The organism is Mucilaginibacter flavus, from assembly GCF_030409315.1.
Lineage (GTDB): Bacteria > Bacteroidota > Bacteroidia > Sphingobacteriales > Sphingobacteriaceae > Mucilaginibacter > Mucilaginibacter flavus.
Genome location: NZ_JAUFPS010000034.1, coordinates 143,601 through 159,820 on the forward strand (window position 1 = coordinate 143,601; position 16,220 = coordinate 159,820).

9 protein-coding genes are annotated in these 16,220 nt (G+C 42.3%); 5 read left to right on the plus strand and 4 right to left on the minus strand.

Annotation, left to right across the window (positions count from 1 at the left end; all coding sequences use genetic code 11):
• Positions 1 to 38: 38 nt before the first annotated feature.
• From QWZ17_RS15995 to QWZ17_RS16005, 3 genes are read right to left on the minus strand one after another with little or no spacing between them, the layout of a single operon-like run.
• Positions 39 to 989, minus strand: a complete 951-nt coding sequence (locus tag QWZ17_RS15995; protein WP_290306267.1) for a DUF1735 domain-containing protein — start codon at positions 987 to 989, stop codon at positions 39 to 41.
• 45 nt (positions 990 to 1,034) lie between these two features.
• On the minus strand, positions 1,035 to 2,591 hold the full coding sequence (locus QWZ17_RS16000; protein WP_290306268.1) for a SusD/RagB family nutrient-binding outer membrane lipoprotein: 1,557 nt from the start codon (positions 2,589 to 2,591) through the stop codon (positions 1,035 to 1,037).
• A 20-nt stretch (positions 2,592 to 2,611) separates the two neighbouring features.
• The gene (locus QWZ17_RS16005; RefSeq protein WP_290306269.1) at positions 2,612 to 5,824 is read right to left on the minus strand and encodes a SusC/RagA family TonB-linked outer membrane protein; all 3,213 of its coding nucleotides are present in this window, start codon (positions 5,822 to 5,824) and stop codon (positions 2,612 to 2,614) included.
• A gap of 183 nt (positions 5,825 to 6,007) precedes the next feature.
• Here QWZ17_RS16005 and QWZ17_RS16010 point away from each other — a divergent pair, with 183 nt between their 5' ends.
• The 4 genes from QWZ17_RS16010 (at position 6,008) to QWZ17_RS16025 (ending at position 10,973) form a co-directional block, all read left to right on the plus strand.
• On the plus strand, positions 6,008 to 6,340 hold the full coding sequence (locus QWZ17_RS16010; protein WP_290306270.1) for a PadR family transcriptional regulator: 333 nt from the start codon (positions 6,008 to 6,010) through the stop codon (positions 6,338 to 6,340).
• Between the two features lie 24 nt (positions 6,341 to 6,364).
• Complete coding sequence (locus QWZ17_RS16015) at positions 6,365 to 8,032, plus strand: PspC domain-containing protein (RefSeq protein ID WP_290306271.1); 1,668 nt, start codon at positions 6,365 to 6,367, stop codon at positions 8,030 to 8,032.
• A 20-nt stretch (positions 8,033 to 8,052) separates the two neighbouring features.
• A complete protein-coding gene (locus QWZ17_RS16020; protein ID WP_290306272.1) occupies positions 8,053 to 8,274 on the plus strand; it encodes a hypothetical protein in 222 nt (73 codons plus the stop codon).
• 245 nt (positions 8,275 to 8,519) lie between these two features.
• Complete coding sequence (locus QWZ17_RS16025; RefSeq protein ID WP_290306275.1) at positions 8,520 to 10,973, plus strand: TonB-dependent receptor domain-containing protein; 2,454 nt, start codon at positions 8,520 to 8,522, stop codon at positions 10,971 to 10,973.
• A gap of 149 nt (positions 10,974 to 11,122) precedes the next feature.
• Here the strand turns inward: QWZ17_RS16025 and QWZ17_RS16030 are convergent, their stop codons facing one another.
• On the minus strand, positions 11,123 to 13,618 hold the full coding sequence (locus tag QWZ17_RS16030; RefSeq protein ID WP_290306277.1) for a M14 metallopeptidase family protein: 2,496 nt from the start codon (positions 13,616 to 13,618) through the stop codon (positions 11,123 to 11,125).
• 330 nt (positions 13,619 to 13,948) lie between these two features.
• Between QWZ17_RS16030 and recQ the strand changes: the two genes are divergently transcribed.
• Positions 13,949 to 16,126, plus strand: a complete 2,178-nt coding sequence (gene recQ / locus QWZ17_RS16035) for a DNA helicase RecQ (RefSeq protein ID WP_290306278.1) — start codon at positions 13,949 to 13,951, stop codon at positions 16,124 to 16,126.
• Positions 16,127 to 16,220: the final 94 nt, after the last annotated feature.

Here is a 16,220-nt window from a genome sequence, read left to right on the forward strand (position 1 = left end):
CAGGGCGCTTCAAGAATATAAAAATCTTTATTATCTTCTTATTTTACGTACTCGTCGATAAGTGCTCTTGAGCCTGTTGTAAAGAAAAATCTAAATAATTTTAATGCCTGCGCGTGTGTATAAACACCGTTTGGATTAAATGGATTGGTGTGATAATCTGCAGGCAGGAAGAATGGCCCTGTAGCAAGCGTTAAACCATTGGCTGTAAACCCATCAGCTATATCTGTACCATAAAAAGTCACTTTAAAGCTTGAGTAAGTAGCGGTTGCACCTGAACCTGTTTTTACGAATGTAACATCATAACGCGGTTGTGAGTAATAAAACGCAGCTACGGTAAACTCTTGCGGGCTAATAGGATTAAAAATAGAAGTGCCTTTGTTAACCTTATATGAAGATGGCGCCGAAGTTGTAGTGTCGGGCTTTTCCCACCTTGTATAAAGATGTGTATAAGGGCCTGCAAAGTCATTACCGATGAAGTGGAAATAATGAACGTTAAAGTTTGCACTTAAAGCAACACTGTTTCCCGAGGCGCTGGCTATCTTCACTGGCACCATATAGCTGGCAGCTGGGTCCATTTTATTTTTGTCAAACTTCGCTGTTACTATCGCAGTACGGGTACCGGCCTTAATTGTCACCGTAGTAGCCGATAGTGAAAACGCTGCAGCTGGTATTGGGGTATATGGAATGTTTGGTAACACAGCCGGATTGGCGGCATTGTAAGCGTCGATTAATGAATTATCAACGGCTAAGGTCACTGTTACGTCCGATGATGGAGCATATTGGCCGGTAATGTTGATGTAAAACTCCCTTGTAACAAAACCATTTGCATCTTGTCCATCAGTTATCGCATCAGAGCCGAAGTATGGCAAACCACTATGCGGCAGTTCGGCAAACGTGCCAATATTTGATAAATCCACGTTTGGCTTGTCTTTCAAGCAAGACGAAAGCGAGACGGTAAGGACTCCTAATAATATGATTAATTTTTTCATTTCTTTCTGTTTTATTATTTATTTATTAAACATAAGCGGATAAGCTTACTTCATCCAGAATATCTTAGAAGTAAACAGGTCATTACCACCACCACCTGCCGGCACGTTAGCGCTATTTAAGGTGGTTTCGTTTATAGTATAAGGCAAACGATAAGGAATATGCGTCACCGTCACGCCAGGATATTTTGACACCGGCAAATCTGTTGGGATACCTAATCTTCTCCAATCGCTATATGATTCCAAAGGATCAATAGAGTTCATTGCAGCCCATTTCTGAGTAACAATAAGCTTAATTTTATCAGAAGCAAGCGAGTAATTTGATACCGCATTTGCCTGACTGGTGTAATCGGATGCACCTGGGGCTCCCAAAAATGCAAATGAAGCCGCAACTGCTGCGTTGTAAACAGTTGAAGCTGTTCCGGCAAGATAACCACGTTCTACTGCTTCAGCCTGCAAAAACAAACTTTCAGAGGCCGGAATTAATAACGCTCCCTGACCTGGACCTTTTTGTACACCAGCAGAAGTAAAGCCTGTACCCAAAATAGCCGAAATTACAGTGTTTGATTCGCCATTACCATTAACACTACCATAATCTCTTCCTTTAATTTTCGAAAGATCACTTATAGGTGACTTGTAGTTAATAGCCTCAACGCCTTGTGGACAATAAACATAGTTACCGCGGTTATCGTTATTGTTTTTAAAGAAGTTAACACCATAGCTGTTTGCGCGCCAGTAAACGGTATTTGCACCATTGGCACCGGTTGCAGTTGCAACCACATCATAGTAAAAAGGATTTTCCTGTGCATCAGAAGCATTTGAATAGCCTGGATTTACAGCGGCGTCAACAGATAAAAAGTCACTTGTTTTGTAGCTTGCCAAAGCAGCTTTAACGGCTGCGCTTCCAATGCCAGCTTCTGTTTGGCGCATTAAAAGTTTCAGTTTTAATGTTTTTGCAAACTGAGTCCATTTTGCCATATCGCCACCAAACACCACATCATAATTACCTGGGCTTGTCGCTTTTGCTGAATTTGCGGCAATGATCGCAACAGCAGAATCGCATTTTGCTGTTATACTATTGTATATAGTTTGAGGATCATCATATTTATATGAAAATGTGCTATTTACTATCAGAGCCTGTGAATAAGGAACGCTGTTGTACAAATCGACCAGACGCTGGTACACGTACGACTCCATGATCATAGCGATTGCCCTATAATTAGCTTGTACAGGATCGGCACCTACTGTTTTTAACAACAGGTTGTAGTTTGACAAGTTTAAGTACGCGTTATCAAAGTTTCCAGTAAAGTTACTACTGGTAATCTGATAAATTACATAGGTTGTACTTGGAGTGTAGCCACCACTTTGTGTCCAATAACCCATCCAGTTTTCCAAAACGTCGGCGTTACCACCCTGTACTAAATTTGCAGTTCCAGCTAATGATGAGCTTAAAGAGTATTTAGCAGGTGCAGACGTTGGTGAGTTAGGATTTACATCATTAACACTGAATGTTCCTTTCTGACAGCCTACAATACCTGTTAAGAGCACAGCCGAGAAAAACAAGCCAAAGCTGATCTTTCTCTTAAATATTGTTTTCGTTTTCATTTTTTCTATCAATTTCTTTGTTAAAAAGTTACAGCTAAAGTGCCGCTGAATATTCTGGTTGGCGGAGCCTGGTTCAAAGTAGTTCTACCAACTGCGTTGCTGGTATCATCGTTAAACTCCGGATCAGTAAATTTATTAGTTGATGGACGGAACATTAATAAGTTACGGCCAGATATTGCTACGTTAACATTTTTAATAAACTTAACGTCTCTTAACCACGCTTTAGGGAAGTTGTAGTTTAACGAAGCCTCACGTAATTTCCATGCAGCTGCACTAATTACGTAGTTAGCATCAACACCTAACCAGGTAGTTGGGAAAAAGTTATAGTTACCATCTTGTGTAAGGATATTGGTGTTATCAACATATTTACCACTTGCATCTTTGTAAACAGAGTTAGGGAATACAAAGCGCTGACGACCGGTAAGTGTTGTAGTTACCCCGTTACCTGAGTGATCAAGTGTGCTACCAATAGCGTTAAATATTTTGTACCCTCCTCTGTAATCAATAGTTAAGTTTAAAGTAAAGCCTTTGTAGCTTAATGATGATGTAAAGCCCAACAGATCTGTAGGGTTAACATTACCTAATGGCTGGGTAGCAGCAGCCCTTACGGGTAAGCCAGTGTTGGCATCAACAATAACTTTTCCTGTTGCCGGGTCACGGCTCCAGTCATAACCTTTAAGCTGTGCGTATGGCAGGTTTTTAACCGCATAAGTGTTACCGCCTAATGAAAGCTCATTTACACCAGATACAATGCTGATAACCTTACTTGTTTGTTTGGTATAGTTAACACCTAAATTCCACTTAACAGCTTGCGAGTTGATAACAGTTCCGTGTAAGTCAAGCTCTAAACCTTTATTTTGAGAGTTTGCAGCATTTAGTAAAGCTGAAGTAAAGCCAGATGCACGAGATATTTGTGCAGTTACGATACCGTCTCTGGTTATTGATTTATAAGCAGATGCGGTTAAAGTTAAACGGTCTTTTAAGAACCCTAAATCCAAACCAACCTCGTCTTCTGTAACGTTTTCTGGTTTAATATCAGGATTTGCAATTGTACCACTTAGTGAATAACCCGAGATACCTGTACTGCTGTAAGGGAAGCCACCGGCTAAACCAACAGTTGGTATAGTACGATAAGCACCGAAAGCGATATACTGTGAGCCAGATGATAATGCAGAAGCGTTACCTGTTTTTGAGTGAGCATAACGAACTTTAACAAAGTTAAGGTAATCGTTATTTGCTATTTCTTTAAAAATTTCGCTCAACACAACAGTACCATCAATATCATAATAACCTATGTATTTGTTTTTTGATGACAACCTTGAATCCAAATCTGTACGGTATGATCCGTGAACGAATGCATAGCTTTTATAGCCCAATGTAGCGGTACCAAAGTAACCTAGCTTACGTGCCTGAAGCGAGTATTCGCTTAAACTTGGAACAGATGAAAGGTTTTGAGTATTGTAAGGAAGGAAGTTTATTGAACCAGCATTTACTGTAGTGCTGGTAATTTTGTTGTCTAAATAAGCAACACCTAAAGTACCGTCCAATTTAAAATCAGAAGGAAGTTTAAAGTTGTAGTTAGCAAGGAAGTCTGAACTGAATAACAGGTTGGTATAATCACTTGTTCCGTATGCAGGCAATACATCGTTTGCGGCATATTTATGACCTGCACCATCATTTAACACAGTATCTAATCCGCCAGAATTGTTCGGGTAGATCATAGTAGTAGCGTTTTTGGTGAAGTCACTATAAGTTCTCCCGGCATCTTTATATTCGGTTCTGCCGCTTGTATTATCAAGAGATGAGCGATAAGACAATGTTAAAAACTTAGCCACTTTTAAGTTTGCCTGAAAGTTTGCCTGGATGTGGTTTTCAACCTGCAAGTATCTTGTTTCGTTGATAATTTGCCCCGGGCTGATATAATAATCATTGTAATAAGTATCAGGGTTGCCATATTTACTTGTAGGGTCCCTTAAATCTTTAACCGGAACGTTAACAGGCGACTCGATCAAGTCATTATAAACCGCACCTGTATTTGTTTGGTTTTTAGTTAAGTAGGTATAAGCAACTGAATAAGAAGTTGAAAAAGCACCATATTTTTTGTCGCCACCAACGCGGAACACATCTCTGCGGCCTTCATCTTTAGGCATAATAGATTTACTTTTCAAATCCTGACCAGACATGTAGAAGCTACCGTTTTCTTCACCTGAAGTGTAAGAAAAGTTATGTTGAGTAGTGATACCAGTATCAAAGAAGTTTTTCTTTTGATTTTTAACGGCAGAATAAGGAACCAACTCAGATGAACCATCTGGCAAAGGACGGCCGATAGGTACTAACTGACCGTTAAACTCAGGGCCGTAGCTTTGGTTTTCGTAAGGATAATAAGTGTAGTGACCGTCAATAGGATCAACGAACTTTGAAAAATCAAAAACTTCGCCCTCACCACCGTTTGCACCGAAACGAGTTTGATATTCTGGGATGTAAGAAACTTTTTCAAGCTGGTAAGTAGATGACACTGTTAAAGCAGACGAGCCTTTAGCACCGTGTTTGGTTGTAATTACTATAACACCGTTTGATGCATCAGAACCATAAACCGCAGATGCAGAAGAACCTTTCAATACAGTAGTTTCAGCGATGTCCTCAGGGTTCAGCGTGCTGATATCGCTGTAGAAGATAGAACCGTCAACCACGTAAAGCGGCTGGTTGTTACCAATTAATGACCTGTTACCACGTAAAGTAACACGTGTTGGGGCAAACAAGCCGTTGTTGGTAGTTGTAACCTGCAAACCAGATACCTTACCGGTTAAACCGTTGGTAACGCTGATTGGTTTTGCAGTGGTGATATCCTTACCGCTTACTTTTGCAGTAGAGTAACCTACCGAAATAGCTTGCCTTTGGATACCCAGTGCTGTTACAACAACTTCGTTCAACTGGCTGTTGGCACTCAATAACACTACGTCAAATGTGCTTTTTGTGCCAGTTGCAACTTCCTGGGTATTGTACCCGATGAAAGAGAATGTTAACACACCTCCTGAAGGCACGCTTAACGAGAATTTACCCGCGGCGTTGGTTTGTGTACCACTCGAAGTTCCCTTGAGTTTTACTGATACTCCCGGAATGGGTAGGCCGTCGTCTTTGGCCGTAACCGTACCAGTAACTGTACGGTTTTGTGCGTGCACCTGTGTTAGGCATAACAACAGAATGCACAAACTTGCTAGTAGAAGTTTTTTCATTTCGTTAATAATAAGATCAGTTAATAGTTAATTAATCATAAAAGTAATGTTACATTATCAAAAAGTCAAGTTAAATCTTAAAAAAGAGGACTTTTTTTTAAAAAAAGCATCTTTAAAAATAAATATTAATAATTTTAGTACTATGTATTGCATAATACAATCTTAAACATATATCTTTGTATTATGATCGTTGAAAACACACAAACCCAAATGAGGAAGGGCATACTGGAGTACTGCATCCTATCCATCATAGCTAAGGGCGAAACATATGCATCAGACATAATTGCTGAACTTAAGAAAGCCCAACTGCTTGTAGTTGAGGGTACTCTGTACCCGTTATTAACCCGGTTAAAAAACAATGGCCTCCTCACTTACAACTGGGTTGAGTCTATTTCCGGGCCGCCGCGAAAGTATTACGTACTATCTGACGAGGGCCGGCATGTGCTTGAACAGCTGGATAAAACCTGGCAGGAATTAGTTTACGCTGTTACAACGGCCATTGGAGAAAGAAAATAAAAGAACCTGAAATTATTACCCATCATGAATAAAACTATCATCATAAATATAAACGGCACCGTTTTTCACATAGAAGAGGATGCTTATGACGTACTTAAACTTTACATGACCGACGTAAAACGTCATTTTTCTACCTCGGCCGACAGTTTGGAGATCACTACCGACATTGAAAACCGCATTGCCGAAATGTTTAATGAAATTTTAGCAAGCCAAAGCAAACAGGTTATTGTGGAGCAAGACGTTAAACTTGTTGTGGAACAAATGGGCTCTGTTGAGGATTTCGAGTCGGCCGAGAACGATGCAAAAGTACCTGGCACCGGCAACTACGCTTATAATACTGAGCGCCGAAGGCTGTTTCGTGATCCGGACGATCATTTGGTTAGCGGCGTGGCCGCGGGTATTGCCAACTACTTCGATATCCAGGCCGTTTGGGTGCGTTTAGCTTTCGCGATATCTTTTTGCGCGGCAGGCAGTGGCGTCTTTTTATATGTAATACTATGGATAGTAGTCCCCAAAGCTATTTCCCGTGCCGATAGAATGGCCATGAAAGGCGAAAAGCAGGATTTAAAAGGCTTTAAAAAGAATTTTGAAGATGAGTTAAGTACTGTAAAAGACCATCTGCATAACTTTCAGCACGAAGCCAAACCTTTTGTATACAAAACCCGTGATTTCATTGGCGATTTTTTTAGCCACTTAGGCGTGTTTCTGCGTGGCGCGGGCAGTTTAATAGGCAAGCTGATAGCCGGTGCCATATTATTAGCCTGTTTTGGCATGGCCATAGCGCTTATTGTTACTGTTGTAGCATTTTTGGCTTTTGGCAAACAGGATATTTACCATATCCCGCCTTTCAATTTTGTGAACCAGGAAACCAGCATGATATTTTTGGCAGGTGGCTTTTTATTGCTGGCTATCCCGTTATTAACTATTATATTATTAATAATAGGCTTCCTGTTTAAAAACGCCACATTTAACCGCACTATTGGTACTACTTTATTATGTGTATGGCTGGCTGCCCTTGGCGCGGTTGTATATTATGGCGTAAAAGCAACTGCCGATTTTAGGGAAGGAGCCCGCCTTAGCAATACGGTAAATATCAAAGCCACAAAAAGCAACACCTATTACCTGCAACTCAACGATGCCAAATATCTGAGTAATGAAGATAGCACCCGCCTGCGCATCAAGGAGCGTTTTAACGGAATGGTTATTTTAGATGATGACTTTAACAGCAACGATGATTTTGGCGCATCAGACCCGGTTAGTATCAATGTAGAGAAAAGCGACGTTCCACAACCGGTGTTGATTGAATCATTTACCGCCCGCGGTAGGGATTATGAAGACGCTTTGATGAACACCCGCAACATCAGCTACCGTTTTACGCAAAAAGACTCGGTTTTGAAATTCGACCGCAGGATTGAGCGTATAGCCGGTGCTAAATGGAGAGGTCAAAAATTGTACATCACCATTAAAGTTCCGTTAAATTCAACACTGGTAATTGATCAGAAACTTGACCGCAACATGGGCTTTAACCTGTACGATTGCGGCCAAAGCAACCAGCCTGCAAATCCAAACGGATCTGTATTTGTGATGACAGAAAATGGCCTGGAGTGTAAAATACCTCCGGTACCACAATCTACCATTGATAGCCTGCGCAGGCAGGAAGTAGCCGACTCAATCAAAAACGCTGCTCAATAACCGGTTTACCAACCTAAACAATGAAAACGTTCATAAAATATATAAGCCTGCTATTATTTAGCGGGCTTATTATTCCTTTTTACGCTTTTACTTTTAAAGCAGGCACTATTTCCCATCTGAAAGCAAACAGTTCAACATCAGGCCCAAACCCAACCACTCCCAATCATACTTTAGCCTATAATATCGCAAGCGATATTGCTAAAACCATCTTCCCGGTATTAAAAAGTTTAAAATCGCTGTAACCTAATACCCCTTTTGTGCATCTTATATGAAAACGCACACAAATACCAATCGGGGCTTTTAACAGGATACGCGTATCCGCCGCCCCTTAAACAGATACATTATGAAAACACCTGCTTATATAAAATAATTACTAAACACAATTAGGCCAGCGCGCCGCAAACAGCTAAAAAACTTATTTACAAAATTTTAAAAGGAAACATTTTCCTTACCGGCTTTTTATTGCCCAATTTTTAAACCAACAACAATGAAAACTAAAATTAACCATATACTATTTACACTCCTGCTTGTAGTTATCAGCTGGGGGGTATCCTTTGGCCAGGCCGGCAAGGCGGGCAGCGCCAAAGTATCCGGCTCATTAACCAACGACCAGGGCAAACCGCTTGACTATGCCAGCGTAAGCATCATTAAAGCTACCGACTCAACCGTTGTTAAAGGTGCCCTAAGTAACGATAACGGCGTTTACTCTTTCGATAAAATTCCTGCAGGTAAATATTTGATCAAAGCATCTGTTGTGGGGTATGCCAAGGCCATCAGCAAGCCATTTACCGTTACCGAAAATTCTGCCACTATTGAAGTACCGGTTTTAAACCTGCAACCAGGCACCAACACGGCTTTAAAAACGGTAACTATTACCGCCACCAAGCCATTAATTGAGCGCAAAATAGACCGCACCGTAATGAACGTGGAAAACAGCGTACTTGCTGCCGGTAATACCGCCATGGAAATATTAGCCAGGGCACCGGGTGTAACGGTTGATAAAGACGATAACATAAGCCTGAAAGGCAAACAAGGTGTTACGGTAATGATTAATGATAAGCTTACCTATTTATCGGCAGCACAGTTGGCTACTTTATTACGCTCAACAGATGGCAATACCATTAAATCAATAGAGATCATTACCAACCCATCTGCTAAATATGACGCGGCGGGTAATTCGGGCATTATCAACATTAAATTAAAAAAGAATACCCAATCGGGCACCAATGGCAGTGTAACCGTTGGTGTGGCAAAGGGCCAGTATTGGAGGGATAACAGCAGCCTAAACCTGAATCATAAAGATGGCAACCTGAACGTGTTTGGTACCTTTAGTCGTGGTGATAACAAACGCGGGCATGATTTACTGCTTGACAGGGTTGTAAAAAACGACCAGGGTATTACCAATTACTTTACCCAGCAATCATACATGCCTAATGCCAACCATTATAATAACTATCGTGTTGGGGCCGATTACGACCTTACGCCTAAGCATACCATTGGATTTGTGGTAAGCGGCTATTCAAATACCGAAAACGACAATAACAATACCTCAACCCTTATTGGCACACAACCAGGCGTGGCCGATTCATCATTGCGTACCAATTCTATTTTCAAGCAAGCGTACAAAAACATTGCCGTTAACCTTAACGACCGCCTAAAAATTGACACCAACGGCCAGGAATTAAGCTTTGATCTGGATTACTCTAAATTTAACAACAGTAATAACGCGCAATACACAACCGATTACTTTTTGCCCGATGGCAGCGCCCAACATCCATCGCAACTGCTGCGCAACCAAACCCCGGCACAAATTACCATATACACCGCCAAGGTTGATTATACCAAGCCGTTAACAAAAACCATTAAACTGGAAGCCGGCGGTAAGTACAGCAATGTAAAAACAGATAACGATTTAAGGGCACAGATTGACAGCAGTGGCACTTATATTAATGATAAAGGTCGCTCTAACCATTTTATTTACGACGAGAAAATTGTGGCCGGCTATATTAACCTGAACAAGCAATTCAAAAAAACCTCGGTACAAATTGGTGTGAGGGCCGAAAACACAGAATCAAATGGCGACCTGTTAGGCAGCACGCCTGTAAAACGCAGCTACCTTAATTTTTTCCCAAGCGCGTTTATCAACCATACCATTAATGATAAAAATGAAGTTAGCTTATCGTACAGCCGCCGTATTGATAGGCCGGGCTATGATGATTTAAACCCTTTCATCTATTATCTTGACCCTTATACCTTTAATAAAGGTAATGCGTTCCTTAATCCGCAGTATACCCAAAACTTTGAGTTTAATTATACTTACAATAAATCGCTCAACCTAAGCCTGGGTTATAGCCGCACAACAGATGCCATTACCGAGCTTATTTTAACCGAGGGCGAAAAAACTTTTCAAACCAACAAAAACCTGCAAACCCAAACCGGGTACAATATTAATGTTAACACCCCATTCACTATCACCAAGTGGTGGGAAGGTAATGTTAACGTAACCGCCTTTTATCTCGGCTTTAAATCCGACTCGTTGGCTGGCTTCAATTTTCATGACGGCCAGTGGGCTTATCAGGCCCGTACCACCCAAACATTTAAGTTTGCAGGTGCCCGTTTAGAGGTTATGGGCGATTACCAGTCGCCGTTAACCTATGGCATTTACAAAATAAGACCACGTTACTCGGTTGATTTAGGTATAAGCAAATCGTTCTTCGATAAAAAGTTTAATGTTAAAGTAGCTTGCGATGACGTATTCAACATCCGCCGCAACAACTTAAGCAGTCAGGCACTTAATAACAACTTCACCATAAGACAAAGAAACGATACCCGGGTGGGCCGCTTAACGCTTACCTATAACTTTGGCAACAACTCCATCAAAGTACGCCAACACCACAGCGGCGCCGATGACGAAAAAGGAAGGGTGAAGGGGAGTAATTAGATACAACGCAAAGCCCCCCAGCCCCCTAAAGGGGGAGCTTTTTGATTTGTATGTTAGCCAAGTAGATATTTACAAAATCAAACGGCCTTGCTTTATTAAAAGCAAGGCCGTTTGATTTTCAAGCTCCCCCTTTAGGGGGCTGGGGGCTTTTACTGCCCCACCATAAACACGGCGTTGCTAAATAGCAACTTACCATTTTCCCAGAAACTGCGGAACAGCGGATCGTCGGCCATGTAAACTACTGTACCACGGCCCAGTGATTGCACGCCCAATAGTAAGCCGTTATTAATTTTTTGTTTGGCTTTAGCACCTGCAAAGCCAGATACATAGCTGTCTTTTTTAATGGTGCCTACATTCCAGCCGTCGTTATCACCAAAAAGCTCATATACATCGTCGTTCAGTTTTAGTGAGTAATAATAATCTGGCAAGCCAAAGCCAAGCGGGTGCGTATTATCCAGGTTTAGCTTAAATATGGCCCCGGGAATTTGCTCACGAATGGCGTCGCGATCACGGTCGCCGTAAACTTTAACAGTTTTATCTCTTTCCTTGTCGTCTTTTTTATCTTCTTTCTTTTTAATCAGGAAGCCTTTTTTATCGGCCAGGTAGCCAACCGCGTTTTCAACAGCGATAAGTTTACCACCATCGCGAACCCAGCTAACCAATTTGTCCGACGGGAAATCGTCATAACGGCCATCCGGGAAAATCGCCACATCATAATCTGCCAAACGGGTGCGGCCTAAATCCTGGTACCTGATTAATGAAATAGGATAGCCCAGCTGCGCTTCAAACAGGTGCCACACTTCGCCCATCGCTTCGGAATTAACCCCATCGCCGGCAACAAGCATTACTTTAGGCTGGCGAAGATATCTAACATCGTTAGAGCCAACGTCAGAGCCTTTGTCAACAAAACCCGATGAAAGCGGGGTAAGTTCCTGGTTCAACTCAGCAGCGGTTTGGGTTACTACCTGGTCAAAATCGGCACGGTCATTCCCGGCACGGGTTATTAGTAATGAGCCTGGGGCAAATTGCTTACCGGCCGACTCAAATGATTTTTCGGTATAGCGCACTTTGATTTTCTTTTTTAGCAACGCCGATAAAAACTTAACATCACCTACAGATTGCCATGCCGATACATAGGCGTACGCATGTGTATTGATCAACGCTTTAGGTGCAACAATTCCCCACTCGGCAGTGGCCGGTTTAAATGATTCCTTAACACCATAAGCTTTTAAACCAAAGGCGTAAGGCAACGACCATGCGGTAATATCATAGGTGTTTGAATCGGGGATAAATGTTTTAGGCTCTAACAATACATGCAGCAATACCGCTTTGGGCTGATAGGCATTTACAACCAAATCATTAGCGCCTACATTAAACTGCTCGGTTTTGCCATTGATATAATTATAACCGGTAGCCGATTTACCGCTTAATCCGAACCCGTATTGGATACCATTACGTTTTAATAAGGTAGCCAACGCGTTTATTTTATTGTTGTTGTCGTTTTTAATAACATAGGTTTTGTACTCGCCCGGAGGGTTGGCACGGCTATTATCATAAAACTTTTTAAACTCATCTTTTAATTTTTGAGCATTGGCCGATGCCGTTTCGATAGTGCTTAAGCTGGTAGAGTGATGATGCGCCACACGCTGAACCAATGTTAAGGTATCGCCGCTGCGGGTAACCACAGCCAGGCCGGCGCTGATGCCGCCCTGCTCGTAAGTCATGCCAATAGAGCCATTGTATAAAGGATAAGTATCGCCATATGATGGATAAAGCAAATCGAACTCGTATTTGGTAAAATACATCCAGCCATTCTGGTCGAAATATTTAGCGTTGTTTTTACCAATCAAAATCTGGGCTTCGCGCTGCCATGGAGTAATATCTTTGTGATATGGCTCGGCTGCCGGTGCAAAATAGTAAGGGGCGTTGTAGCCTTGCTCGTGGTAATCCACATGTACTTGCGGCAGCCATTGGTTAAACAAGCCTACACGAGCCTGGGTTTCTTTTTGCTGCTGCCAAGCCCAATCGCGGTTTAAATCAAAATAATAGTGGTTTACCCTGCCTCCCGGCCATGGTTCTGCGTGTTCGCGCGCGGTTTGTGTGGCATCTGGCGTTGCACCTACTACCGAATTATAGAAATGCACATAACGGTCACGACCATCCGGGTTTAAACATGGATCGATAACTACCAGGGTATTTTTTAACCATGCCTGAGTTTGGGTATTTGAGGGGTCGACCAGATCGTACAACGTCCACATAGCGGCCTCGCTCGATGCGGGTTCGTTACCATGCACGTTATAGCTCAACCAGGTAATTACCGGCACATTGGCAATCACGGCGCCGCTCTCTATCCCGGCAACCCGCAGGTTGTTGTGTCGAATTTCTTCTAACCGACCAATATTTTCATCTGATGCGATGAACATAGCCAACAATGGCCTGCCTTCGTTGGTGGTACCAAACTGCTGCAATTTTACATTTTTTGATGCCTGTGCAACGTATTTAAAATACTCCACAATGCGGTAATGCGGGGTAAAATGTTCGCCCAGTTTATAGCCCAGGAACTCCTCGGGCGATTGTATTTTTTGAGCGAAGGAAGCTGATACAGAAACAACAGCTAATAAAACAAGGAGTAGTTTTTTTATCATAAAATTGATATAGCGTAGTAAAAGCTAAATATGGTGAAAAAATGTGCAGATGTGCAAATTTCAGATGTGCAGATTTCAGATGTGCAGATTTCAGATGTGCAGATTTTTTGTCTGAACCGGGATTTATCGGATTAAAAGAGTTGAACAGGATTTGATTTGAAAGCATTCTGCTAATTCAAAAATTCTGTTAATTCTGATTCAGACAATCGCCCCTCAAAAAATCTAAAAATTTTAGCAATCAAATCTAATAATCCGTAATTTGCACATCGAAAGATTGGGTGTTCAAATCAATCTGCACATCTGAAATCTGCACATTTGCACATCTAACATATGAATCCACTTTCGGCCCTGCAAAAGTATTTTGGTTATAGCGCGTTCAGGCACCAGCAGGAAGCCATTATTCAGCATATTTTAAACAAACAAGATGTAATGGCGCTTATGCCTACCGGTGGTGGCAAGTCTTTATGTTACCAATTGCCAGCGGTACTGTTAAATGGCTTAACCATTGTGATTTCGCCATTGATTGCGCTGATGAAAGACCAGGTTGACAGCCTGAATGTAAGCGGCATCCCGGCAGCATTTTTAAACTCATCCCAAAATCCTGATGAGCAGCGCCAGCTTGCAGAAAAATTAAAAAATAACCAGATACGGTTATTGTACCTTGCTCCTGAACGTTTGTTTGGCACCGAGAACAAGCTTGTCCCCTTTTTGAAAACGCTTAACGTGGTGCAGATTGCCATTGATGAGGCGCACTGTATTTCATCCTGGGGACACGATTTCCGTCCCGAGTACCTGATGCTGGCCCAGCTAAAAACCGAGTTTCCTAAAGTGCCGGTCATCGCGCTTACTGCTACCGCCGATAAGCTTACCCAAAAAGATATCCTTGAAAAACTTAACCTGCATAAACCGGCTGTATTTGTATCATCCTTTAACAGGGAAAACATTACCTACCGCGTTACGCCCAAAAGAAACAGCTTTAAGCAACTTACCGATTTTTTGAATGAGCGGGGAGATGAGTCGGGCATTATTTATTGCCTATCGCGAAAATCCACAGAAGATTTGGCTGCCGATTTGAAAGACGCGGGCTTTAGTGCCGAGGCCTATCATGCGGGGCTTAATAACGATGTAAAGGCCAAAAATCAGGAAGCATTTCTGCGCGATGATATAAAGATCATTGTGGCAACCATCGCTTTTGGTATGGGCATTAACAAATCAAACGTGCGTTATGTGGTGCATGTTGATCTGCCTAAAAACATTGAGGGTTATTACCAGGAAACCGGGCGGGCGGGCAGGGACGGTTTACCATCAGAGGCCTTGTTGTTGTATTCGCCGGGGGATGCCGGTAAGTTGCAACATTTCGCACGCATTGAAGGAAATGAGGCGCAAAGCCGCATTATGCTTAATAAGCTGAACGATATGGTGGCCTATTGCCAGCTCCAAAGCTGCCGAAGGCAATACCTCATGAAATACTTTGATGAGGCCTTTCCGCCCAATTGCGGCTCATGCGATGTTTGTCTTACGGAGTTTAAACGTTTTGATGGCACGCTCATCGCCCAAAAAGCACTTTCGGCAGTGGCCCGTTTAAATGAACGCTTTGGGGTAAACTATGTGATTGATTTTTTACGCGGGTCAAAATCTGAAAAGATTCGAGACGAGCATAAACAACTTAAAACCTATGGCATTGGTGCCGATATCAGCAAGCCCGACTGGCAACGCTACATCCGAGAACTGATCACTACCGGCTATTTGCAAATGGGCGGACAGGAATACCCCGTTTTAAACCTAACCCCGCAAAGCCATGCTGTATTAAAAGGCCTGCAAAAGGTTGAGTTTATTGAAAGCGAAACCACCGAAGAAACACATACCCATGAACAGGCCCCTCCACACGAGGCCGAATTGCTGAGTCGCTTAAAACGCGTGCGTAACGATATTGCCCATCATGAGAATGTACCGGCTTACATTATTGTGTCCGACGCTACTTTGTTAGAAATGGCTACGTTTTTACCGCAAAGTCTGGATGAGCTTCGCTTAATTTCGGGCTTTGGCGATGTAAAACTCGCCCGCTACGGCCGCGAGTTATTGCAGCCGGTAAAAGATTATTGCAAGGAGAAAGGACTGGAATCTAAAATTGCCTATAAATCGCCCAAACGCGAGCGAAAACCAAAAACAGATCGGCCCGAGCGAAGCAGCAAGCCCCGTAAAACCAACGATACCAAAATGGAAACCTTTACCATGTATCGACAGGGAAAAGGCATTGCCGAAATAGCCGCGGAACGTAATTTATCGCCCATGACCATTGAAAGCCACCTGAGTCATTTTATCGAATCGGGCGAAATTGACGTATTGGAAATTGTGTCGGCAGCGAAAGTGCCGGTTATTAAAGATGCAGTTGAAAGTTACGGCAGCGAAATGCTATCGCCATTAAAGCAAATTTTGGGCGATGATTACAGTTACGGTGAAATTAAAGCGGTGATTAGCTGGATGAATAGGGGCGGAAAGTTTTCGTAAATTTTTGCATTGTAGCGATGGGTTTAAAACCTTGAGTGTTCGAAACCTTGAATAAAAATCAATCATCGGAATACTATATCCGGATTACCTCCGC

Bases quoted from the DNA above. Each gene is read 5' to 3' on its own strand.
- QWZ17_RS15995 (WP_290306267.1), bottom strand. From the start codon at position 989: ATGAAAAAATTAATCATATTATTAGGAGTCCTTACCGTCTCGCTTTCG.
- QWZ17_RS16000 (WP_290306268.1), bottom strand. From the start codon at position 2,591: ATGAAAACGAAAACAATATTTAAGAGAAAGATCAGCTTTGGCTTGTTT.
- QWZ17_RS16005 (WP_290306269.1), bottom strand. From the start codon at position 5,824: ATGAAAAAACTTCTACTAGCAAGTTTGTGCATTCTGTTGTTATGCCTA.
- QWZ17_RS16010 (WP_290306270.1), top strand. From the start codon at position 6,008: ATGATCGTTGAAAACACACAAACCCAAATGAGGAAGGGCATACTGGAG.
- QWZ17_RS16015 (WP_290306271.1), top strand. From the start codon at position 6,365: ATGAATAAAACTATCATCATAAATATAAACGGCACCGTTTTTCACATA.
- QWZ17_RS16020 (WP_290306272.1), top strand. From the start codon at position 8,053: ATGAAAACGTTCATAAAATATATAAGCCTGCTATTATTTAGCGGGCTT.
- QWZ17_RS16025 (WP_290306275.1), top strand. From the start codon at position 8,520: ATGAAAACTAAAATTAACCATATACTATTTACACTCCTGCTTGTAGTT.
- QWZ17_RS16030 (WP_290306277.1), bottom strand. From the start codon at position 13,618: ATGATAAAAAAACTACTCCTTGTTTTATTAGCTGTTGTTTCTGTATCA.
- recQ (WP_290306278.1), top strand. From the start codon at position 13,949: ATGAATCCACTTTCGGCCCTGCAAAAGTATTTTGGTTATAGCGCGTTC.